Source organism: Dysgonomonas sp. BGC7, assembly GCF_001261735.1.
In the GTDB taxonomy this organism is placed as follows: domain Bacteria; phylum Bacteroidota; class Bacteroidia; order Bacteroidales; family Dysgonomonadaceae; genus Dysgonomonas.
On record NZ_CVRP01000007.1, the window covers coordinates 515,978 to 538,924 of the forward strand.

General features: G+C 37.3%; 16 protein-coding genes. 12 read left to right on the plus strand and 4 right to left on the minus strand.

Annotated elements, in window-relative coordinates; all coding sequences use genetic code 11:
• Window positions 1-65: 65 nt before the first annotated feature.
• The 3 genes from BGC7_RS07510 (at window position 66) to BGC7_RS07520 (ending at window position 4,013) form a co-directional block, all read left to right on the plus strand.
• Window positions 66-1,283 carry a bifunctional 3,4-dihydroxy-2-butanone-4-phosphate synthase/GTP cyclohydrolase II gene (locus tag BGC7_RS07510; protein ID WP_050700934.1) on the plus strand — a complete coding sequence of 406 codons (1,218 nt, stop codon included), beginning with the start codon at window positions 66-68 and terminating at the stop codon, window positions 1,281-1,283.
• A 56-nt stretch (window positions 1,284-1,339) separates the two neighbouring features.
• Entirely contained in the window at window positions 1,340-2,533 is a 1,194-nt protein-coding gene (locus BGC7_RS07515; RefSeq protein ID WP_050700935.1) for a pyridoxal phosphate-dependent aminotransferase, read from the plus strand.
• A gap of 73 nt (window positions 2,534-2,606) precedes the next feature.
• The gene (locus tag BGC7_RS07520; protein ID WP_050700936.1) at window positions 2,607-4,013 is read left to right on the plus strand and encodes an amidophosphoribosyltransferase; all 1,407 of its coding nucleotides are present in this window, start codon (window positions 2,607-2,609) and stop codon (window positions 4,011-4,013) included.
• Window positions 4,014-4,098: 85 nt separating this feature from the next.
• Here the strand turns inward: BGC7_RS07520 and BGC7_RS07525 are convergent, their stop codons facing one another.
• Window positions 4,099-5,775, minus strand: coding sequence for a putative transporter (locus BGC7_RS07525; RefSeq protein WP_050700937.1), 1,677 nt, complete (start codon window positions 5,773-5,775; stop codon window positions 4,099-4,101).
• 379 nt (window positions 5,776-6,154) lie between these two features.
• Here BGC7_RS07525 and BGC7_RS07530 point away from each other — a divergent pair, with 379 nt between their 5' ends.
• Complete coding sequence (locus tag BGC7_RS07530; protein ID WP_050700938.1) at window positions 6,155-6,469, plus strand: hypothetical protein; 315 nt, start codon at window positions 6,155-6,157, stop codon at window positions 6,467-6,469.
• 150 nt (window positions 6,470-6,619) lie between these two features.
• Window positions 6,620-7,462, plus strand: a complete 843-nt coding sequence (gene lipA, locus BGC7_RS07535) for a lipoyl synthase (protein WP_050700939.1) — start codon at window positions 6,620-6,622, stop codon at window positions 7,460-7,462.
• A gap of 27 nt (window positions 7,463-7,489) precedes the next feature.
• Here lipA and hemW read toward each other — a convergent pair whose 3' ends face one another.
• Window positions 7,490-8,623 carry a radical SAM family heme chaperone HemW gene (gene hemW, locus BGC7_RS07540; RefSeq protein WP_050700940.1) on the minus strand — a complete coding sequence of 378 codons (1,134 nt, stop codon included), beginning with the start codon at window positions 8,621-8,623 and terminating at the stop codon, window positions 7,490-7,492.
• A 1-nt stretch (window position 8,624) separates the two neighbouring features.
• Window positions 8,625-10,436 carry an AMP-dependent synthetase/ligase gene (locus BGC7_RS07545; RefSeq protein WP_050700941.1) on the minus strand — a complete coding sequence of 604 codons (1,812 nt, stop codon included), beginning with the start codon at window positions 10,434-10,436 and terminating at the stop codon, window positions 8,625-8,627.
• A 192-nt stretch (window positions 10,437-10,628) separates the two neighbouring features.
• Between BGC7_RS07545 and BGC7_RS07550 the strand changes: the two genes are divergently transcribed.
• Together BGC7_RS07550 and BGC7_RS07555 are read left to right on the plus strand one after the other, a co-directional pair.
• Window positions 10,629-12,161: a lipopolysaccharide biosynthesis protein gene (locus BGC7_RS07550; RefSeq protein WP_050700942.1), complete on the plus strand. Its 1,533-nt coding sequence runs from the start codon at window positions 10,629-10,631 to the stop codon at window positions 12,159-12,161.
• Between the two features lie 247 nt (window positions 12,162-12,408).
• On the plus strand, window positions 12,409-14,529 hold the full coding sequence (locus BGC7_RS07555) for a S46 family peptidase (RefSeq protein WP_050700943.1): 2,121 nt from the start codon (window positions 12,409-12,411) through the stop codon (window positions 14,527-14,529).
• A 79-nt stretch (window positions 14,530-14,608) separates the two neighbouring features.
• Here BGC7_RS07555 and BGC7_RS07560 read toward each other — a convergent pair whose 3' ends face one another.
• On the minus strand, window positions 14,609-14,965 hold the full coding sequence (locus BGC7_RS07560; RefSeq protein WP_050700944.1) for a cupin domain-containing protein: 357 nt from the start codon (window positions 14,963-14,965) through the stop codon (window positions 14,609-14,611).
• Window positions 14,966-15,321: 356 nt separating this feature from the next.
• Between BGC7_RS07560 and BGC7_RS07565 the strand changes: the two genes are divergently transcribed.
• The 5 genes from BGC7_RS07565 to BGC7_RS07585 all read left to right on the plus strand — a co-directional run bounded on the left by BGC7_RS07565 (window position 15,322) and on the right by BGC7_RS07585 (window position 22,940).
• Entirely contained in the window at window positions 15,322-15,915 is a 594-nt protein-coding gene (locus tag BGC7_RS07565; protein ID WP_050700945.1) for an RNA polymerase sigma factor, read from the plus strand.
• Between the two features lie 87 nt (window positions 15,916-16,002).
• Window positions 16,003-17,196: a FecR domain-containing protein gene (locus BGC7_RS07570; protein WP_050700946.1), complete on the plus strand. Its 1,194-nt coding sequence runs from the start codon at window positions 16,003-16,005 to the stop codon at window positions 17,194-17,196.
• Between the two features lie 125 nt (window positions 17,197-17,321).
• Complete coding sequence (locus tag BGC7_RS07575) at window positions 17,322-20,687, plus strand: TonB-dependent receptor (RefSeq protein ID WP_050700947.1); 3,366 nt, start codon at window positions 17,322-17,324, stop codon at window positions 20,685-20,687.
• Between the two features lie 11 nt (window positions 20,688-20,698).
• Entirely contained in the window at window positions 20,699-21,976 is a 1,278-nt protein-coding gene (locus BGC7_RS07580; protein ID WP_050700948.1) for a RagB/SusD family nutrient uptake outer membrane protein, read from the plus strand.
• A 40-nt stretch (window positions 21,977-22,016) separates the two neighbouring features.
• Window positions 22,017-22,940, plus strand: a complete 924-nt coding sequence (locus BGC7_RS07585) for a phosphodiester glycosidase family protein (protein WP_199318986.1) — start codon at window positions 22,017-22,019, stop codon at window positions 22,938-22,940.
• Window positions 22,941-22,947: the final 7 nt, after the last annotated feature.

Consider the following 22,947-nt stretch of genomic DNA (forward strand, 5'->3'; position numbering starts at 1 on the left):
CTATTATTAACAGAGAAAAAATAATAAAATAGATCTGCGATCTAAAGAAGATATTATATTAAAACATGGACAAGATAAAATTAGACAAAGTCGAAGATGCGATTGAAGAAATCAGAAAAGGGAATTTCGTAATCGTAGTAGATGATGAAGATCGGGAAAATGAAGGAGACCTTATTATTGCGGCAGAAGCAATTACTCCGGAAAAAATAAACTTTATGGAAACGCATGCGCGTGGGCTTATTTGTGCACCATTGACAGCCGAGCGTTGCGAAGAGTTGGATTTGCCTATGATGGTCACTCACAATACGGCATCACATGCAACTCCTTTTACTGTTTCTATCGATCTGTTGAAAAATGGTGTAACCACTGGCATTTCAGCATACGACAGAGCTCAGACTATTCTTGCTCTCACGAAGAAAGATACTAAAGCAGAAGACTTTGGGCGTCCCGGACATATATTCCCTTTACGTGCAAAAGATAAAGGCGTATTAAGCAGGGTAGGGCATACCGAAGCTGCTGTCGATTTGGCTCGCTTGGCTGGAAAATACCCTGTTGGAGTTCTTATCGAAATAAAGAAAGAAGATGGAGAAATGGCTCGTCTGCCGGAATTGAAAGAAATGGCAGATAAGTTTAATCTGAAATTGATTTCAGTAGCAGATCTTATCAAGTTCAGACTAGAACGGGAGTCTCTAATCGAAAGAGGGGTAGAAGTAAAAATGCCTACTGCATACGGCGATTTTCGCTTTATTGCTTTCAAGCAAAAATCGAACGGGCTCGAACATGCTGTGCTGATAAAAGGTTCGTGGGATAAAGATGAACCTATCTTAGTACGTGTACACTCTTCTTGTGTTACCGGCGATATTTTTGGATCTAAACGTTGCGAGTGTGGTGAACAATTGCATAAGTCGATGGAGATGATACAAAAAGAAGGTAAAGGAGTTATCGTCTACCTTAATCAGGAAGGCCGGGGTATAGGTCTTATGGCTAAGATGGAAGCATATAAGTTGCAGGAAGAAGGTTATGATACGGTTGATGCTAATCTCCATTTAGGGTATCGGGCAGATGAACGTGATTATGGCGTTGGTGCTGCAATCTTACGTGAGTTGCATGTTTGTAAAATGAGGCTTCTGACTAACAACCCTATAAAAAGAACCGGGTTGGAGTCTTTTGGACTAGAGGTTGTGGAAAATGTACCTATCGAAATTACACCAAACAAGTATAATGAGTTCTATATGCATACCAAAAAAGAGCGTATGGGGCACGATCTTCACAATGTAGATTAGTACTTTCTAAAGAAAATGAAAAATAAAACAATATAAACATCAAATTTTATCTGGAAATGGCACAAGTATCAGGACGTATAGCCAGTTTGGCAGTATCAGAAACATTGGCTATGTCTCAAAAGAGCAATGAACTGAAAGCTCAAGGAATCAATGTTATAAATCTGAGTGTGGGTGAACCGGATTTCTTTACTCCGGCACATATAAAAGATGCAGCTAAAAAAGCTATTGACGAGAATTTTTCTTTTTATACTCCTGTACCGGGTTACCTCTCGTTGCGTCAGGCTATCTGCAAAAAGCTGGAAAAAGAAAATGGACTGAGTTATAAGCCCGAACAGATAATATGTTCTAATGGTGCCAAACAGGCAGTTTGCAATGCTTTACTCACTGTTGTAGATAAGGGAGATGAAGTAATTATACCTGCACCATGTTGGGTTAGCTATATCGAAATGGTCAAGCTGGCAGAAGGTAAAAGTGTAGTGATTCGTACAGGTATAGAGCAAGACTTCAAAGTTACAGCTTCACAATTGGAAGCAGCTATCACGCCTAAAACCCGTGCATTGGTACTATGTTCTCCTTCAAATCCGACTGGGAGTATCTATAGTAAAGAAGAATTGAAGGCTTTAGCCGATGTATTGGCTAAATATCCGAATATAATCATAATTGCCGATGAGATATATGAGCATATTAACTATCTGGGAAAACATGAAAGTATTGCTCAATTCAGCGAAATAAATGACAGGGTAGTTATTATCAATGGAGTTTCCAAAGCTTATGCTATGACAGGCTGGCGTCTGGGTTGGATGGCTGCTCCTCAATGGATTGCTTCGGCATGCAATAAATTACAGGGACAATATACATCAGGAGCTTCGTCTATTTCGCAAAAAGCAGCTGAGGCAGCATATTTGGGCGACCAACAATGCGTCGAAGAAATGCGTCAGGCTTTTTTTCGCCGTCGCGATCTTATTGTTAAGCTGGCATCGGAAATCGAAGGTTTTAAGATAAATAAACCGGATGGAGCATTCTATTTGTTCCCTGAGTGTAGCTATTATTTGGGTAAATCATATAATGGACGGAAAATAGAGACCTCTGCCGATTTGGCTATGTTCTTGTTAGAAGAAGGACATGTGGCTTGTGTTGGAGGATTGGCTTTCGAAGCTCCAGACTATATTCGTTTTTCTTATGCTACTTCAGATGAGAATATCATTGAGGCAATGAAGAGAGTAAAAGAGACACTTGCTAAGTTGAAATAGAATAGACAGAATATAACACCTGATTTGTATCAGGCTTTGAGACAGTTAGTCAGCATTTAAGTGAATAAATAAAATGGGCGGTTTTTTTGGAACAATATCTAAATCGGCTTGTGCTACAGACCTTTTTTACGGTATTGATTATAATTCTCATTTAGGAACTCGCAGAGGGGGAATGGTTACTCTACATGGAGATACATTTCACCGGGCTATTCATAATCTCGAAAATTCTTATTTTCGTTTGCGGTTTGAGGGAGACTTAGAGAAGTTTGAGGGTAATTCCGGTATCGGAGTTATCAGTGATACTGATCCTCAACCAATATTCATTAGTTCGCATCTTGGGAAATATGCCGTTGCAACAGTGGCTAAAGTAAATAACCTGGAAGATCTTGAAAAGGAATTACTGGATAAAGGATGCCATTTTATGGAATTCAGTTCGGGGCAGACAAATCAGACCGAACTGATAGCTTTGCTGATCTCGCAGGGAGAAACCCTTCTTGAGGGTATAGAGTTTGTCTTTGAAAAGATAAAAGGTTCATGCTCTATGCTTATTCTTACCGAAAAGGGTATAATTGTAGCAAGAGACAAGTGGGGGCGTACCCCCGTTGTTATAGGAAAGAAAGATGGAGCATATGCTGTTTCCAGCGAGCCATGCAGTTTTCCCAATCTTGATTATGAGCATATATACGATGTGGGTGCGGGCGAAGTAGTTCTGCTCACTGCCGATAGCATGACACAATTACGAGAGCCGAATAAGAAAATGCAGGTTTGTTCTTTCTTATGGGTATATTATGGGTATCCTGTATCAGATTATGAAGGAATAAATGTAGATGCAGTCCGTTCTGCGTGCGGTATGGCAATGGCTCGAAAGGATAATGTCGATGCCGATTATGTAGCGGGGATTCCGGATTCCGGTATAGGTATGGGGTTAGGATATGCCGAAGGAAAAGGTATCCCGTACAGAAGGGCAATTATAAAATATACACCTACATGGCCTCGTAGCTTTACTCCTGCTAACCAAAAAGTGCGTGACTTAGTGGCCAAAATGAAATTGATTCCTAATAAGAAACTGTTGGAGAATAAGCGAGTAATCTTTTGTGACGATTCTATCGTACGTGGCACGCAATTGAAAGACAATGTCAATATTCTGTATGGATATGGTGCAAAAGAAGTGCATATGCGTATAGGTAGTCCTCCGATTTTGCATGCATGCCCTTATCTCGGATTTACGGCATCTAAGTCGGCTATGGAGTTGATAACACGTCGTACAATAAAAGAACTGGAAGGTGACGATTCTAAAGATTTGGATCAGTATGCTTCTACCGATTCGAAGAAATATAATACTATGATAAATAATATTCGGGAAAAACTCAATATTACTACATTAAAGTTTATAACCGTGGAAGACCTTTTGGATTCTATCGGTTTGCCCGAAGGCTCTGTTTGTACATATTGTTATAATGCATCTATTCCGAAAGATTAAAGAGATAATTAATAGACTAAAAAAAGCCTGTGAGTTTTATATTAAAACTCACAGGCTTTTTTCTTTATATCTTTTGTGAAATGTATCAGTAGAAAAGTATTAGCAGTAATTGTGTAAGAATAATTCTGGCAAACATAGATACCGGATATACGGTTGCATAGGCTACAGACGGTTCGTCATCTTCGATGGTGGTATTCACATAGTTGAGTGCCATCGGATTGGCCATACTTCCGCAAAGCATACCTACACTTTTTGCATAATTGAGTTTATATATTTTCATTGCTATCAGTGCGACTATAATTACAGGGAGCACTGTTAGTATAAAGCCAAAACTAATCCAGATAAGTCCTTCTGTTTGGAACACAGTGTCGAAGAAGTGTTCTCCTGCACTTATTCCAAGACAGGCAAGATATACTGTAAGACCAAATTGTCGCATTAGCAGATTGGCACTTTGTGTGGTATAGGTTGTAATATGGAATCGAGGTCCGAAAGCTCCCATCAATATACCTACTATAATAGGACCTCCGGCAATCCCTAGTTTCATAGGGAAACTTATGCCGGGGAAAGGTATAGGTAATGCTCCCAATATCAGCCCTAATGCAATGCCGAGAAATATAGCAATAAGATTAGGATTGTTGAGACGTTTAACCTCATCTCCCAGTATTTTTGCTACATTATCAATAGAAGCTTTTTCCCCTACGACAGTAATTCTATCTCCTATCTGGAGAGATAAATTAGGTGAAGGCAGAAGGTCTATCCCTGCACGATTGACTCTGGTTATGTTTATTCCGTATATATTTCTTAGTCGGAGGGTTCCTAGTTTTACTCCATTTACTTTGCTACGGGTTACTATTATCCTTCGGGATACCAGCTGGCTGTTATCTATATGATTCCAGTCTATATCTTCTTTGTTCCAGTCTACGTTCTCTTGTTCTCCAAATAAGATTTTAATATGTTCAACATCCGATTTTATAGATATTATGAGAAGATGATCGTCGTGCTGCAATATGCTTTCCGATGTAGGGATTGTGACTTTTCCTTCTCTCCATATTCGTGATATGACAAAGCGTTTTGGCGAAAGTTTCATAATATCGCGTATGCTTTTTCCTTCTATTGCCGGATTGGTTATATGAAATTCTCCTACATAGGTTTCATTGTCTCTCCTTTCGTGAGGCTTATCATATTCTCCTTTTGGAACAAAAAACTTACGAAGAAATATAATTGCCAGAATAACTCCGACTACCCCTAAAGGATATGTGACAGCTGTTGCCAGAGCCATGTCTGCGACAACCTTAGTATCTCCTGCTGCTATCTGTTTCATTGCTTGCTGTGCTGCACCCAGCGCCGGAGTGTTTGTTGCTGCTCCACATAGAATACCTACCATATTGGGCAAGGATATATTACTTGCATAACTAAAAATTATAGTAAATAACAGGCCTAAAACGATAACTGCCAGTGCAAGCATATTGAGCCTCAATCCTCCCTTTTTTAAAGAAGAGAAAAAGCCCGGCCCTACTTGTAACCCGAGAGCATAAACGAATAAGATAAGCCCAAAGTTTTGTGCGAAGTTGAGCATATCTTTATTTAGGTCGAGGGTAAAATGCCCGCATACAATCCCAATAAAAAAGACGAAAGTAACACCTAGAGAGATATTAAACAGTTTCAGCTTGCCAAGTTGTAGTCCGATGGCTGAAATGATAGAAATAATAATTATAGATAGAATCGAAGGCGATTCTACAATGGCTTTTATAAACCAATCCATGACATTACATTATTGTTAGAAATGTGGCATCAAAGGTAAGACAATTAGTTGCGAGTAACAAAACATGTTATGGGAGTTTTTAGAACAAAAATATTTATATTTGTTCTAGGCATATAATGAGTAGTTGAATGATGTTTTGCATTAAAAAATAATTGCCTCTAAGTTTATCTATAAATAGGTTGATAGGCAGATGAAAAAGAAAGAATCCCCTCCCAAGCTACTCAAAAGGGAGGCTTAGGCGAAGCCAAGAAGAGGGTAATGGCAAATGAAAAAAACAAAGAAAAAAAGTACAACTTTGTCAGGTTTTAGTTAAAATGCTTTCTTACAGAGGTCAGATAAAAATCAACTACTGAAGGGTATTAATATAACTGAGATTACTATGAAAGCTACAGATAATGTATTGTTTTATATGCGAATAGAAGATGTGTTTTTTATTAAATGCAGAGGTTTGGTCGCTACAGGTAAAATTGAACACGGAAGTGTGATTGTAGGAGATGCTCTCAATGTGAAAACAGAAAATGGTAATCAGGTAAAAGAAAATATCAGACTGGATGGATTGGAGATTTTCGGACATATAACAGTTGCTACAGAAGGAATGAATATCGGGCTTTTTTTTAAAATACCACATGTTCAGACTATAGACGAAGCACTGGAAATATTGCCCATCAGACAAGGGCATATATTCTGGAAATAGCTAATCTTCACAGGCTGTTTGGCTTTATCTATCGCTTATAAGATTATTAGATGAGTTTTTTTGAGGATATAGTACAAGTTGAAGCCCTCGAAGGTTTATCTTTGTAAATACTTATTTTTAATCTCCATAAACATATATATAAACATAGACATGGAACACGTAAAAAAACCTGAGTGGTTGAAAATAAAATTAGGAGGCGAAGCGCATTATTCAGAAACTCACAATATACTCGAATCTCATGGACTTCATACTATCTGCTCGAGCGGACGTTGTCCGAATATGGGAGAATGTTGGGGTAGAGGAACTGCTACTTTTATGATCGGAGGCGATATTTGTACCCGTTCTTGTAAATTTTGTAATACTAAAACAGGACGTCCTTTAGCCTTAAACCCGAATGAGCCGGCAAATGTTGCTAAATCTATACAACTGATGGGGCTAAAACATGCAGTTATAACTTCTGTAGATAGAGACGATCTTCCCGATCAGGGAGCAATGCATTGGGTCAATACTATCCGAAAGATAAGAGAAGTGAATCCGGGTACAACAATCGAGGTTCTTATTCCTGATTTTCAAGGTAAGACTGATCTGGTCGATCTGGTCTGTGAGGCTGCTCCTAATGTGATTTCACACAATATGGAAACTGTGCGTAGTCTTACACCAAAAGTACGTAGTGCAGCTAAATATGATGTGAGTTTGTCCGTGTTGAAACGAATAGCGGATAATGGTTTGAAGGCCAAATCGGGTATGATGGTCGGATTGGGGGAAACTACAGAAGAGATTATTCAACTGATGGACGATTTGAGAACTGTCAACTGTTCGGTTCTTACTATCGGTCAATACTTACAGCCATCGCGTAAACATTTGCCTGTGTCAGCATATATTCATCCTGATGAATTTAAACGATTGAAGGAAATTGCTTTAAGTAAAGGGTTTAGTCATGTGGAAAGCGGACCTTTAGTACGTTCTTCGTATCATGCAGAGAACTGTCTTTAGATATATGCTTTTGAGCTTCTAGGAGTTTTAGTCTACCCACATCATATCACTCATTATTCCGTCTGATATGAATATTCCTTTTTGTGTTAGACTAAGTATATTTGCTTTGTGGGTTACAAATCCCTGATCTATATATTGTTTTACGTTCTTCAGAGCATAGTCCTTGAGTTCCGGTCCGTACGATTTTTCCAATTCGATGAGGTTTACTCCCCACTTGGTACGCATCCCTGTGAGTATAAAGTCATTGTATCGGGTGTTAGTGTCTAGTATTTCGGTTTCTATATATGGCTTTCCTTCCGATATACCTTGTATGTATTTGGATGTGGAGGCAACGTTCCAAGATCGGTTCCTCCCATCGTATGAGTGCGCAGCAGGACCTAATCCGAGATACTTTTTACCTAACCAATAGGAACTGTTGTGCTTGGAATATAGGCTGTCTTTTGCAAAGTTTGAGATCTCATACTGTTCGAATCCAGCAGTAGATAAGGATTCTATCATCACAGAAAACATGTCTACACTTAGGTCTTCATCAACAGCTTTAACGTCTCCCGATTTGAATAATCTATAAAGGCGTGTTCCTTGTTCATATATCAGATGATAAGATGATATATGCTGTACATCCAATGAGGTTGCTATGCTGAGGTTACGCTTCCATATATCCATTGTTTGTCCGGGAAGCCCATACATAAGGTCGATACTAATGTTGTTGTAGCCAATCGACTGGCATAATCTTACTACATTCATTGCTGCTTCAGCAGAATGTCGGCGCTTTAAAAATTCGAGTTCTTTGTTGTCAAAACTTTGTATACCGATGCTGAGCCTGTTAAATGGTAATTTCTGTAAGACAGTTTCTATATATTCATTGGTCAAATCGTCAGGATTGGCCTCCATTGTTATCTCAGCATTCTCTTCTATTTCGAAAGTCCCTCTCAAAATCCTGAAGAGGTAAGCAAAGTCATTGAAAGATAGCTGCGAAGGCGTACCTCCCCCAAAGTATATTGTTTCGATTTTCTCTTTTTGCAGATATTCTTTGCGTAGCACCATTTCTTGACCCAATGCTGCAACGTAGTTTTGCTTCGACGACATATCGGTTCGGGTATAGAAATCGCAATAGATACATCTGGTTTTACAAAAAGGGACGTGTATGTATATGCCGGCCATTTTATTCTTTATACATCGTATCTATGAGGTCTTTGTATTTTTCGGCTACAAACTTGCGTTTAATTTTCAGAGTATTCGTTAGCTCACCTCCCTCCATCGTGAATGGTTCGGGTAGAAGCCTGTATTTTTTTATCTTTTCGTATGGAGCAAAGTTAGCCTGAAGTAATTCTATACGGGCATCAAGCATACGCAGGATATCTACATTATGAAATAGATCTTCCGGTTTATTGTATGTTATATTGTTTTCATCGGCATATTCTTCCAATGCTTTATAGTCGGGAACAATGAGGGCACTTACAAATTTTCTCTCATCGGCTATAATAGCGATCATGTCTATATATTTATCCTCTCCTACACGTGTTTCTATTGCCTGAGGTGCAATGTATTTTCCGTTAGCAGTCTTGAATAGATCTTTTATACGTTCTGTTAAGTACAATACATTACCCTCTAGTCGTCCGGCATCACCGGTTCTGAAAAACCCATCTTCGGTAAAGGATTCGGCTGTAGCTTCGGGCTTGTTGTAGTACTCGCGCATTACAGTTTTGCCTTTCACCAATATTTCGTTGTTGCTTTCATCTATCCTCACTTCTACTTCGGGCATAATAGTTCCTATTGATCCTATCACAAATCTCTGTTCGGGATAAAAGCTGACAGTTGCAGTTGTCTCGGTAAGCCCATATCCTACAATAATAGGAATATTTACCGACATAAGGAATTCGACTATAGAGTCGGATACAGGAGCTCCGGCACATGGGAAAATATTTCCTTTCTCAATACCTACCACCATTTTCAGTACGCGGAATACAGTATTATTGTATATGAAGAACTTGATGCGTGTACCCAACGGTGCTCTCAATCCATTGTTTTTATAATCGAGATTGTATTTTCGTCCGGTTTTCATAGAACTTGTATAGAGCCATTTCATGAAGCCTTTCGATTCCGATACTTTTGCATGTACTCCTGCATATACTTTTTCCCAAAAGCGAGGTACACTACACATTATTGTAGGTTTTACCTGCTTGATGGATTTTTGTATTTCTTTTGCATCCTGATTTATAGCAGTAGTCATTCCCTTATGAATCGCATAATAGGTCCATGCTCTCTCGAATATATGAGCCAACGGAAGGAAATTCATTGATAAATCTTTGTTCGACGTCATCGTCAGACGTATATCGTGGATACGAAATACTTGTAAGAAGCATGAATGGGGGAGTACTACTCCTTTAGGTTCCCCTGTGGTTCCCGATGTGTAGATGATACAAGCTATATCATCATCTCTGCGTTCCTTCATGCGTACACGGACTGTTACTTCTGTGTGTGAATTCTCTCCACTGGCTATGAAATCGTCAAAGTATATAGACGTTTTATCTTCGGGATGAAATTTAACTTTCGGATCGAATACGATTATTTTTTTTAATGCCGAAGATTCTTTTTGCTGTACTTTAAATGCGTTGTTATATTGGAATTGCTCTCCTGCAAACAATAGTTTTACATTAGCATCATTTATTATATATTCCACTTGTGTAGGGGAAGATGTGGCGTATATAGGCACAGATACACAGCGGTTGGCATAAGAGCCAAAGTCTGTAAAAAGATACTGAGGCATATTCTGTGAATATACAGCTATTTTATCACCTTCTTGCACTCCCATTTCTGCCATAGCCCATGCAGTCTTCATAACATTCTCAGAAAATTTTTTCCAAGATATGTTTTTCCATTTTTTTTCTTCTGCATTTCTATATTTTAGGGCTGTCTTTCTTCCATACCTAAGAGCTTGGCGATGTACCAATATGGACAAATGGTAATAATTCATGGGATTACGTTTTTTTGATTTTCTTATGGCAAAGGTAATTTATAATATGGAAAATATAGTATAGAATTGGCTTTTTTATAGTTGTACAAACAGTTGTTGTCGCGATAATCAAATGCGATAAGAGCAGAGAAAAGAGAATAAAAGCCTTTATCTATTGATTATATATATTACTTTTGTAGCTAAAGAAAAACTATGGCAGGGAGTGGAATGAAAAGTTTGGCAAAAGATACTGCAATCTATGGATTGAGCAGTATTGTCGGACGTTTTCTCAACTGGTGTTTATTTCCTCTTTATATCTCAGTTTTCAATCCGATGGAATACGGTCAGGTCAATCGTATTTATGCTTATGTTGCCGTATTAATGGTACTGTTGACATATGGTATGGAGACTGGTTTCTTTCGCTTTATGAATAAAAAGGAAGAAAATACTGCAACCGTTTATTCCACATCACTAATAACATTAGGTTTTAGCTCTGCCCTTTTTATTTTGCTTTGTTTTTCATTCATTACTCCTATTTCGGAACTTATAAAGTATGAGCATAAAGGTCATATTATGATGATGGCTATGACTGTGGCCATAGATGCTTTTATGACCATTCCGTTTGCATACCTGAGACATCAGAAAAGACCTATGCGCTTTATGATGCTCCGTATGACATTTGTATTATCCAATATAGTGCTGAATGTTTTCTTCCTTTTATTATGTCCTTGGCTGTATAAGACTTTCCCCGACCTTGGGTTAATGAAATTCTATCATCCCGATTTTGGTGTCGGATATGTATTTCTTGCCAATCTGCTTTCTACTCTTATTATACTTCTGTTACTTATCCCCAACACGATGGAGGGGTTGAAATTCCGCTTCGATAACACTCTGTTAAAGCGAATACTAAAATATTCTTTTCCCTTGCTTATTTTGGGCTTGGCGGGTGTGGTAAATCAGGCGATAGCAGGATTGGTATATCCTTATTTGTTCGGTGGTGATATTGTAGAGGCAGATACACAGTTGGGTATTTACAATGCCAGTCTGAAAATAACAGTTGTTATCACTATGTTTATTCAGGCTTTCAGATATGCATATGAGCCTTTCTTCTTTGGAAAGAGCGAAAATAAAGGAAATACAAAACCGTATGCGGATGCTATGAAGTATTTCATCATTTTTGCTTTATTCATCTTTTTGGGTATGATGTTCTATATTGATGTAATCAAGTTCCTCATGACCAAGGTCGGAAAAGATTTTATTGGAGGTTTGGATATTTTGCCCTATGCTATGTTGGGAGAAATATTTTTTGGAATATACTTCAATCTTTCTGTATGGTATAAGTTGACGGATAGAACTAAGTATGGAGCTTATTTCTCTGTCTTTGGGTGTGTTATTCAGCTTACTATGAATATTATATTAGTACCTATATACGGATATATTGCGAGTGCATGGGCTACGTTTGCATGTAATCTTTTGATTATGGTTATTTCTTATTTCTTCGGGCAGAAATATTTCCCTATAAAATACGATCTGAAAAGTATCTTTATATATTTTGCTCTAGCTGTAGGTTTCTATGCTGCTGCTATGCTTCCGCAAATAGATAATGAAATATTGCGAATGCTATATCGGACAGTATTATTAATCGTATTTGCTGTCATAATCGTAAAAAGAGATATGCCTTTGTCAAGCATTCCTGTTATAAATAAATATATAAAAAGAAAAACAATAAACGATAATGAATCGTGAATTGGGTGTTGAAATTGTATTAGGTAAGATCTCTATAGCTTAGTGTCGATTTTCTGGAACTTTATCTATAAAGAAAATACCTTTTTGAGAATAGGGTTAAATATAACAAATGAAAAACGGGTAAAATCTGTTACTTTCGTTACTTTTTAGTTAAAATAGTACTTTTAGGAATGACCAAAAGCTGTTGCTTAAAATAATATAAACCATTGAATCACATAAATAACTATTCTAAAATTTGAACAGAAAAATGAGAAAAATTCTTTTATTACTTGCCACATTCTTTTTTGTACTTCTTGTACAGGCAGATGAAGGTATGTGGTTGCTTAAAGAGCTGAACAAGCAAAGTATTGCTCGAATGAAGGAACTGGGCTTTACATTTCCTACAGATAGTATATATAGCGAAACTAATCCTTCACTGAAGGATGCAGTGGTAATTTTTGGCGGAGGATGTACAGGTGTTGCAGTTTCCGATCAAGGCTTGATTTTTACCAATCACCACTGCGGATACGGAAATATTCAGAAATTGAGCTCGGTAGAGCACGATTACCTTAAAGATGGATTCGTTAGTCAGACATTTTCTGAAGAGTTACCTGCTGAAGGTTTATCAATTCGCTTCCTTCGCGAAACTCAGGATATAACTGAGTTTGTAATGTCAACTATCTTGCCTGACGACACGGAAGAAGCTCGTGAAGCGAAAATAGATTCTATGTCGAACGAATATCTTAAAAAGTATAAGGGTAATGAGTTCGTGCGTGCTCAGGTGGTGCCATTTTATGCTCACAACAAATATTATGCTGTAATATATGATGTATTTAAAGATGTGCGTCTGGTATTCACACCACCGTCTTCGATCGGTAAATTCGGAGGAGAAACAGATAACTGGATGTGGCCTCGTCATACAGGAGACTTTTCTGTATTCAGAGTATATGCAAATAAAAATAATGAAGCAGCTAATTATAGCGAAGACAATATCCCTTATCGTCCGAAATATTCTGTGCCGGTATCTATTAAAGGATTTAAAGATAAAGATTATGCTATGACCATTGGCTATCCCGGCAGTACAGAGCGCTATCTGTCTTCGTGGGGTATTACGCAGATGGTAGAGTCGGAGCATAAACCTCGTATCGAAGTTCGTGGAGCGAAGCAAGATATCTGGAGAAAAGCAATGAATGCCAGTGACGCTATCCGTATTAAATATGCCTCGAAATATGCAGGAAGTTCTAACTATTGGAAGAATGCCATGGGGATGAACGAAGCTATTGCAAAACTGGATGTAATAAAAGATAAAGAGGAACTGGAAAATAGATTTTCTCAATGGGTGGCATCTTCCGGTAATGGAACTAAATATGGAGATGTTCTGTCTATGTTGAAAGATGGTTATACTTCTACTATGGATGTTGCGAAGAATCAAACTTATCTGTACGAAACATTTTATATGGGAATAGAAATTACCCGTATGGCTAATACGGCTTTGTTTGTTAGTAAAATGGAGAATGGAAACAAGGCGGAAGAATTGTCAGGGCGTATGTCTGGTATTTATAAAGATTATGAGCCTGCATTAGACCGCCATGTCATGCCTGTACTTCTTAAACTATATGCTGAAAGGGTGCCGGCCGAATATATGCCTTCTATCTTTGATAAGATAAAGAAGAAGTTTAAAGGAGATTATGATAAGTATGCAGAGTGGTTCTATAAGAATACGAAATTGACATCTTTGGATGGAACGATAAATCTGATAGCGAATGGAAAAGAAAAGGATATAATGAATGATCCGGCAATAGAACTTGCAAAATCATTAGAGCCTTGTTTGAAACTCCTTAGTGAAGGATCGCAACCATTTATTGCACAAATAGGTAAAGGAGAGCGTCTGTTTATGGCTGGTCTGATGGAGATGGAGCCGAATAAGACATTTTCTCCTGATGCAAACTTTACTCAGCGTTTGAGTTATGGCTCTGTAGGGGGCTATAAACCGGCAGATGCGGTAATTTATGAACACTATTCCACCTCGGAGGGAGTGCAGCAAAAAGAAAATGCAGAAGATCCTGAATTTGCTGTTCAGCAGTATATATTAGATGATTTGAAAAAAGGAGAGTTTGGTCAATATGCAGCCCCTGATGGCAAAATGCATGTTAACTTCTTATCGAATAACGATATTACAGGAGGAAACTCAGGTAGCCCTGTATTTAATGGTAATGCTGAACTTATAGGCTTGGCTTTTGATGGCAACTGGGAAGCATTGAGCGGAGATATCGTATTCGAGCCGGAATTGCAACGTACAATAAGTGTCGATATTCGTTATGTTCTCTATATTATAGATAAGGTAATGAAATGCCCTCGTATTGTAGATGAACTGAAAGTGATAAAATAAGAGATTTCTCTGATCGATAAAAATAGAAGAGGTCTGTTTCATGCGAAACAGACCTCTTTGTTTATTAGGATACAACTCTTTATCGATCTATTGTTTCGTAGAAATCGTCTCTGATTGGAGCAAATACATCTATCAGGTCGCCTGCCTCTATGCACACACAGCCATGTATAATATCAGGCTTCGCATAGAATCCGTCTCCTGCTTCCAATATTCGGGTTTCGTTGTTTATTGTAACTTCAAATTTGCCGGATACAACGTATGTTGTTTGCACGTGGAAGTGTTGATGTTCATAGCCTATAGCTCCTTTTTCGAACATAACCTTTACCATCATTATTGTATCATCGTACCCTATAAACTGCCGAGTGATACCTTCTCCGGCAGGATATACTTTTTCTTTTGCTCCAATAAAGAATGACTTGCTTTGTTTTTTTTTCATATCTTTAGACGTCCTTAATGATTGTAATACTATTGTTTTGTGGTATTGTAACCTTTATTTAATATTGAGTCCAAAAGTATTAATTTTATTTGTAACTGGTTGTTGCTACGATTGATTAAAGCGGTTTTGTTACTATAATCTTAATAGTGATATAACTTTTTAGAAACAATCGTCTATTGTAATATTGGTATATTTGCAGGAGATATTGAGCTATTCATCCAGCTAAAAATAGAAGGATAGTATTGGTTTATGTAGTTTTGTAAATAGGTGAATAATATTTTATAGTGTAAATTCGTAATTATCTATAGATTGATTATTCTTATCTGAAAATAGGTTTCCTTTGATCTGTCAGAGATATGTGTGTTAAGAATCAAATTCAGGATTTAGCTATCTGGAAGGCATTTGTAGATGGAGATAAAGATGCTTATGCTGCTATCTATAAAAGATTTGCTAAAGCTATGTATGTATATGGCCTGCATTATACATCCGATTATGAGTTGATAGAAGATGCTATACATGATATATTTGTGAAAATATATAATGATAGAAAAAAGCTGCCTGAAGTGAATAATATAAAATTCTATCTGTTTATTTCCCTGCGTAATACATTATTCAATAGGCTAAGTAAAAATAATGAGACATTCAAACTGGATAAGATAGATCCACTCTTTTTTGCCTCTTCATATAATATAGAGGAAGAGATTATGCTTAATGAAAAGTCTGAACAAGACCGAAAAATAATAAAGACTATAGAACAATATCTTTCTTCTCGACAGAAACAGGTTCTTTACTATAAATACGTAGAGCAATTATCGTATAAAGAAATTGCAGATATAATGGGAGTCAATATCCAATCTGCAAAAAATATGGTTCAGATTACTCTAAAAAAAATCAGGTCTTTGTTACCCGACTTGGTAACTTTCCCTCTATTCTTCCTTCTATTTTTTTAACAGCTTAAAATATTTCGAAAAAAACTAAAAAATAATAGAGTACTTTTTTACTCTATTTATGTCTGTTATAATAAAGGCCAATAAATAATGAAAAACAATTATGAGGAATATACATTCGATGAGTTTCTGAGCGATGATTTTTTCCTCGAATCGACATATAACCCCACACCCGAGACCGAACAGTTTTGGAGCAAACTGGTCGATACCGGAAAAATAGATGCTGATGTCTTTGCTCGGGCTCGACAATTTATCTTAGAACTGAACGAAAGTAACAAAGAAGTTGCTGACTTCGTAGATAGCCGTATTCCTTTTTTATGGGAACGTATAGACGAAACCATAAAGGAAAAGAAAAGAAAACTTTATTTAAGATCTGCTATAGCCATTGCTAGTATAGCTGTAGTATTTATTCTCTCTGTTGTTTTTATCAAACATGGTAATTCTGACATGGACAATGGTCTTTTAACAGAAGAAGTCGATATTCGGCATATAGCAAAGAAAAGTATATCGGATGAAATTCAGCTTATCAGTTCCGCCGGTGAATTATCTATTCCGGGAGATAGTGCGGTAGTAGATTATAGTCAGGGGGAAAATATTGTAGTAAACGATAAAGTAGTAGATAAAAAGTCTCAGAAGCTAGAATATATACAACTTGTAGTTCCCTATGGTAAGAGATCTTCAGTTATTTTATCTGATGGAAGTCAGATTTGGGTTAATGCCGGAAGTCGTATTGTATATCCTGTTTCGTTCGCTAAGGATGTCAGAGAAATATATGTAGATGGAGAAGTTTATGCAGATATTGTTTCTGATAAAGACCATCCATTTATAGTGAAAACGAAAGAAATGGATGTAAAAGTTTTAGGTACTCAATTCAATGTTATGGCTTATGAAAATGAAAAAGCGCATAGTGTTGTTCTTGTCAAAGGTTCTGTTGAAGTCGAAAATAGAACAGGAAAACAAGAAACAGTTCTGTTAAAACCTAATCAGCTTTTTTATGCTTCAGCAGAACATCGTAGAATAGAAAATGTAGATGTACTTAGTTATATATCATGGAAAAGTGGTTACAGTCTCTTTAAGAATGAGCGCTTAGGAGTTATTCTTGAGCGTCTTTCCCGTTACTATGGCATATCTATCAGTTGCGATGTCGATATTTATGATTTGCGTTGCTCCGGAGGGCTTGATCTTAAGGATAATATAAGTCAAGTGCTGGATGGTATTTGTCAGTCTGTATCAGTAAAGTATATCAAAGAAAATAATAAATATAAATTTAGTGTTAACCCCTAAAAAAGACTATGCCTATGACAAAATAATATACGAGAACAACAAAGGCGAACAATACTCGCAATATTGCCCGCCCTACATTTATGAATATACATTACTGTATAAAACATTAAATAACATACAAATATATGAAAAGATTTAACAACTATAAAAGAAAAACACACGGGTTGGTAATAAATCTAAGGGTACTTTTATTTTTCCTTATTTTTATATGTTCCGCAGTCGGATATCTTCAAGCTGAAAATGATATCCAAAGGTCAACTTACTCCCTTAAGATAGAGAATAAGAAGCTAACAGAAGCTATAGATGTTGTTCAGCGTAAAACTGGATATATATTTTTTTATCAGGACGAAAGCCTGGATAAAAAGAAAATAGTAAATCTGGCAACATCAAATCAGACTATCCAACAGATACTAGACCGATTATTTGAAGATACTGATAATGCCTATTTTATTGATGGGAGACAGGTTTTTGTTCGTAGAAAGAATGAAGTGAAAACTATCCCCACATCTCTCCAAAATCCTAAAATAACAATAAAAGGTCGAGTCTTAGATGCTCAAGGAGGGGCTGTTATTGGTGCAAGTGTTGTAGAAAAAGGTACAACAAATGGAGTTGTTACCGATGTTGATGGATATTTTACTCTTGCTAATATTACGCCAAATGCAGTAATCGCCGTTACATATGTTGGTTTTATGGCTCAAACTGTTGTTGCAAAAGCTGATCAGGTATATAATATACGGCTGATGGAAGATCCCAAATTAATGGAAGAGGTTGTTGTAATAGGCTATGGTACTCAACGTCGTTCTTTGGTAACAAGTGCTATTAGCAAACTGACAGTGGACGAAACAAATCTTCGTCAGGTAACCAGTCCGGGGCAACTTTTAGATGGGCGTATTGCAGGAGTAACAACATCTACAGGTTCTGGAAATTTGGGTTCCGGAGAGCGAATGAGTATACGCGGAATATCATCGCTTAGTGCAAGCAACGAGCCTTTGTATGTAATAGATGGTATTCCTATTACCAATCAGAATGCTAACCTATACGACTTTGGAGAGTCTATGGGGTCATTGTCCACTCTTAATATTACTGATATTGAGTCTATAGAGGTGCTTAAGGACGCTGCATCTGCTGCTATTTATGGATCGCGGGCTACTAACGGTGTAATAGTCATTACAACAAAATCTGGAAAAGAAGGAAAGTCAGACATACGTGTAAATGTTACTACAGGTTTTACTAAGTTTCCCAATATAGGAAAAATAAAGATGGCAGACTCCAGTCTTTATATAAGAGATTACAATGAGGGAGTTGCCAACTATAATAAACAATATGGACTATCTATTGGAAATTCGGGCTACAAGATCCCAATTTCAAACCCTTTTGGTAATTTGCCCGATACAGATTGGATGGATGTTATTACACAAACGGGAACTTTCTATAGTGTCGATGCTTCTTTTTCGGGCGGAACAAAAAAGACTAAATTTTATATAGGAGCCAATTATACAAATCAGGAAGGAGTTATTAAAACCAATAAAATGGAAAAAATAAACCTTAAGGCTAAGATTAGTCATGAATTGACTACTTGGCTCGAAGTTGGTGCCAATAACTCGGCAAACTATATGAAGAATAACCAGGTACCCGGTGCCAATCTGGGCACTACTATTATTGGTCGGGCTATATTGCAACGACCATTCGATCGTCCTTATAAACCAAATGGAGATTATTATGTAGGAGGAACAGATGAACTTACTTTTCACAATCCTCTACAAATCTTGAACGAGCAGGATTCTTATTTCGAAGATTTAAGATACTTAGGTAATTTTTACGGTTTGTTGAAGTATAAAAACAAACTATCATGGAAATACTCATTCAATGCCGATGTGCAAAATACATATGATTATACATATTACAATGAAAAACATCCTTATGGCATGGGGTTTGGCCGATTACTGGATCGTACACGATTGATCAAGAATTTGTTATCAGAGAATGTTATCAATTATAATGATAAGTTTAAAGATTTTTCATTGAACGCAATGGTTGGACATTCTTTTCAGAAAGTAACAACCACCACAACATATATTGATGCTCGTAATTTCCCTTCACCCTCATTTACAGTAGCCAGTGCTGCGGCAGAAACTACTTCATCTACCGGAAAAGGAATCTATGCAATGGAGTCCTATTTCGGTCGTACCACCTTGTCTTATCTCGATAAATATATTCTTACAGGTACATTGCGTACCGATGGTTCATCTCGTTTTGCTAAGGACTATCGTTGGGGATGGTTTCCGTCAGTCTCCTTAGGTTGGAATATGTCGGAAGAAAAATTTCTGAAAGACCGCGATGCTGAAGTTAAATTCCGTGTGAGTTATGGCAAGACAGGAAATCAGGATGGTATTGGCAGTTATGCATATCAGGCCTTGATGTCGGGTGGAACTAATTATGGAGGAGCTAGTGGTATAGCAGTATCAACATTCGGAAATGAAATTCTTACATGGGAAAAGGCTGACCAGTATGATGTTGGTTTCGATGTCACACTATTTAAAGGAAAATTGAATATGATGCTCGACCTATATCAAAAAAATACAAAGGATCTGATCTACAGTATGCCTGTACATGCAACTACGGGAGTAACAAGTATAACTTCTAATATAGGGTCTATGCGCAATAGAGGTGGAGAATTTACTGTTAATACTCATTTTAACTTTGGCAAGTTTGAATGGCTCTCTCAATTCAATATTGCTACCAATAGTAACAAAATAACAGCTTTAATAGGAGATGATGCTCCAATAAGTGTTGGCGGAAATAGAGCTTTGCAGGTAGGAAAAGAGATGGGTGCGTATTATATCTTTATCAAAGAAGGTATATATCAGTATGACGGAGAGGTGCCTAAAGAACAATACGAAATAGGAGTAAGGGCTGGAGATGTAAAATGGAGAGATGTCGATGGTAATGGTATTATCAATGATAATGATCGTGTAGTAACAGGCTCTCCTAATCCTGACTTTTTCGGGGGCTGGAATAATACATTCCGTTACAATGGTTTTCAGCTCGATGTATTTTTTTCGTATATGTATGGTAATGACGTTTATGCACAATGGCAAGTGGATGTTGCAAAGCTTGGACATCGTAACGCTGTACTCAAAGAGCATGCTGAAAATCGTTGGACAGGTCCCGGCTCTACAAATAAATACCCACGGTCTCTCAATGGAGATGCCAACAATACAAGGAACTCGGATAGATGGCTCGAAGATGGTTCGTTTATCAGGTTACGTACATTGACTTTAAGTTACAATTTTCCGGCTAAGATGTTGTCGAAAGTATATATGAAATCGCTGCGAGTATTTTGTCAGGGAGATAATCTCTTCCTTATAACTAAGTATCCGGGATGGGATCCTCAGGTTAGTAACAATCTTGATCCGCGCTTCCTGAATGTAGATACATTTGCTGTGCCTCAACCTCGAACATTTACTATAGGAGCAAATATCAGTTTTTAAAAAATATAGATATGAAAAAATATATAGTTATAATAATAAGCTTTGTATACATATTGAGCTCTTGTTCCGGACAACTCGATCAGTATTCTTTTTCATCTATATCGCCCGAAGCGGTTACAGAAAAAGATATTCCTGCCATTCGCAATGGGATGTATTATAGTGTTCAGAATGATCCGGGAGTGCGTTCGTATATAATGTTCGATATGTTGGGAGGAATACTCCGTACTGCTAATGGAACACCTAAAGATATAATAAATGGAACGTTAAGCCCTTTAAATTCATATATTGTTTCCGGCTGGAACGGCTATTTCAGTGCTTTATATCAGGTAAATAATATGATTGCGGTAAGTAACCGTTTCCCTTCTTCAGAGATAGGAATACAAGCTAAAGGCGAAGCTCATTATCTGAGAGCATATATTTACTTCTGTCTGGTAACCCGTTGGGGAGACATGCCTATATTGCGTCAGAATACAATGGATAAAGTATCCAGAGATCCTGTTGCAGAAGTGTGGAAGTTTATAGAAGAAGATCTCGATGCTGCTGCATCAATACTCGGATCTTCTAAAAATTATTATTATGTTTCTAGAGATGCTGCTATTGCTCTAAAAGCAAGAGCCTTGCTTAGTCAGGGAACATCTGAAAAGAAAAGACAAGCTGTTGAGTTGGCCGAAAGTCTAATAACTTCGGGTGTATACAAACTAGATAGTTTCGAAAAAATATTCCGTAAAGAGGCTAATAGTGAAATTATTTTTGCTTTTGAAAATATTACAGAAGAATCAAGTATCAATATAAGTGACTTATATTATACATATGCTCATCCAAATAAGGGACAAGGGTCATACAGACCGACTACAGAGTTGATGGATCTTTTTATTGAAGCAGATAAGCGTAAAGCTATTAGTTTTATAAATATAGCAGGAACTGACTGTATCAATAAATACCCGAGTGGACAAACAGGTCGCGATCCCGTAATTATTTCCCGTATTGCCGAAATGTATCTGATTAGCGCCGAAGCTCAAGGACGTTCTGCTGGTGTCGGTCGATTGAATGAATTGCGCCGATTTAGAGGGTTAACTGATATATTTCCAGCTAATGATAATGATTTTATAACAGCAATATTAGATGAACGCAGAAGGGAACTGATGGGAGAGAATTTTATGTTCCATGACTTGGTAAGAACAGGAAGAGCTAAACAGGAATTAGGACTACTCGATCATCAAATGGTGTTGCCTATACCCGGGCGAGAATTGCAGTTGAATCCGAATCTGGCACCGAATATCGGATATTAACAACTAAAATTTATTGACAATTATGAAAAATTTTAAATATATGAAATTATTACTGCTAAGTTTAGCATTTATATATAGCAATTTCGGCTGTAGCGATAATGAATACAGTTTCGACTACAAGGCTGAACCCAAAACCGAGATTGGAATAAAGCTGGTAGAAGGTACAAATCTTTTTGCTCAGATATATACAGATTCTACTTATACCGTGACAGATGGAGTGAAAGCTACCGAAATACACTATCTATCACAAAAAGGATTAGCTATGAAAATATTTATATTCGAAGTTGATCTTAAAAATCCAGATATTCTTATTGAAGCATCTTCTCCTAAAGATAAGCCTATTTATGCGATGCAGCAGATGACCAAACAAGCTACTTTTGTAGATAAAGAGGGGCATAAAGTTTGGGCAGGTGTTAATGCCGATTTTTATAATATGTCTACAGGTGAGCCGCGTGGCGTTTTCTATAAAAAGGGTACAGCTATAAGAACTAAGTTCGATAGTGGAACACGTAGCTTTTTTGCTATAATGAAAGATAAAAAAGCCTTGGTGGCTACAAGTGCAGAATATACCGATATAGCAGCTACAGGGGATATAGTAGAAGCAGTAGGAGGGAGTGTTACTCTTGTCAGTCAGGGCAACGTAGTAAAACATGCTGATACTACTATCGAACCACGGACTTGTATTGGTATCTCTAAAGACGGTACAAAAATATATATACTAGCCGTAGATGGGCGTAATTTCTGGTATTCCAATGGAATGGGCTTTGAGGAACTGGGCGAATGTATGCAAGCTATGGGTGCATATAATTCCATTAATCTTGATGGCGGAGGATCTACAACTTTCTTTGTACGTAGTACATCCGGATTTGAAGATAACCGTTTTCAGATAAGAAATTGGCCTACTGATAATGGTGGGCAAGAACGTTCTGTGGCAAACGGATTATTGATTATTTCAAAAAAGTAATGCTAAA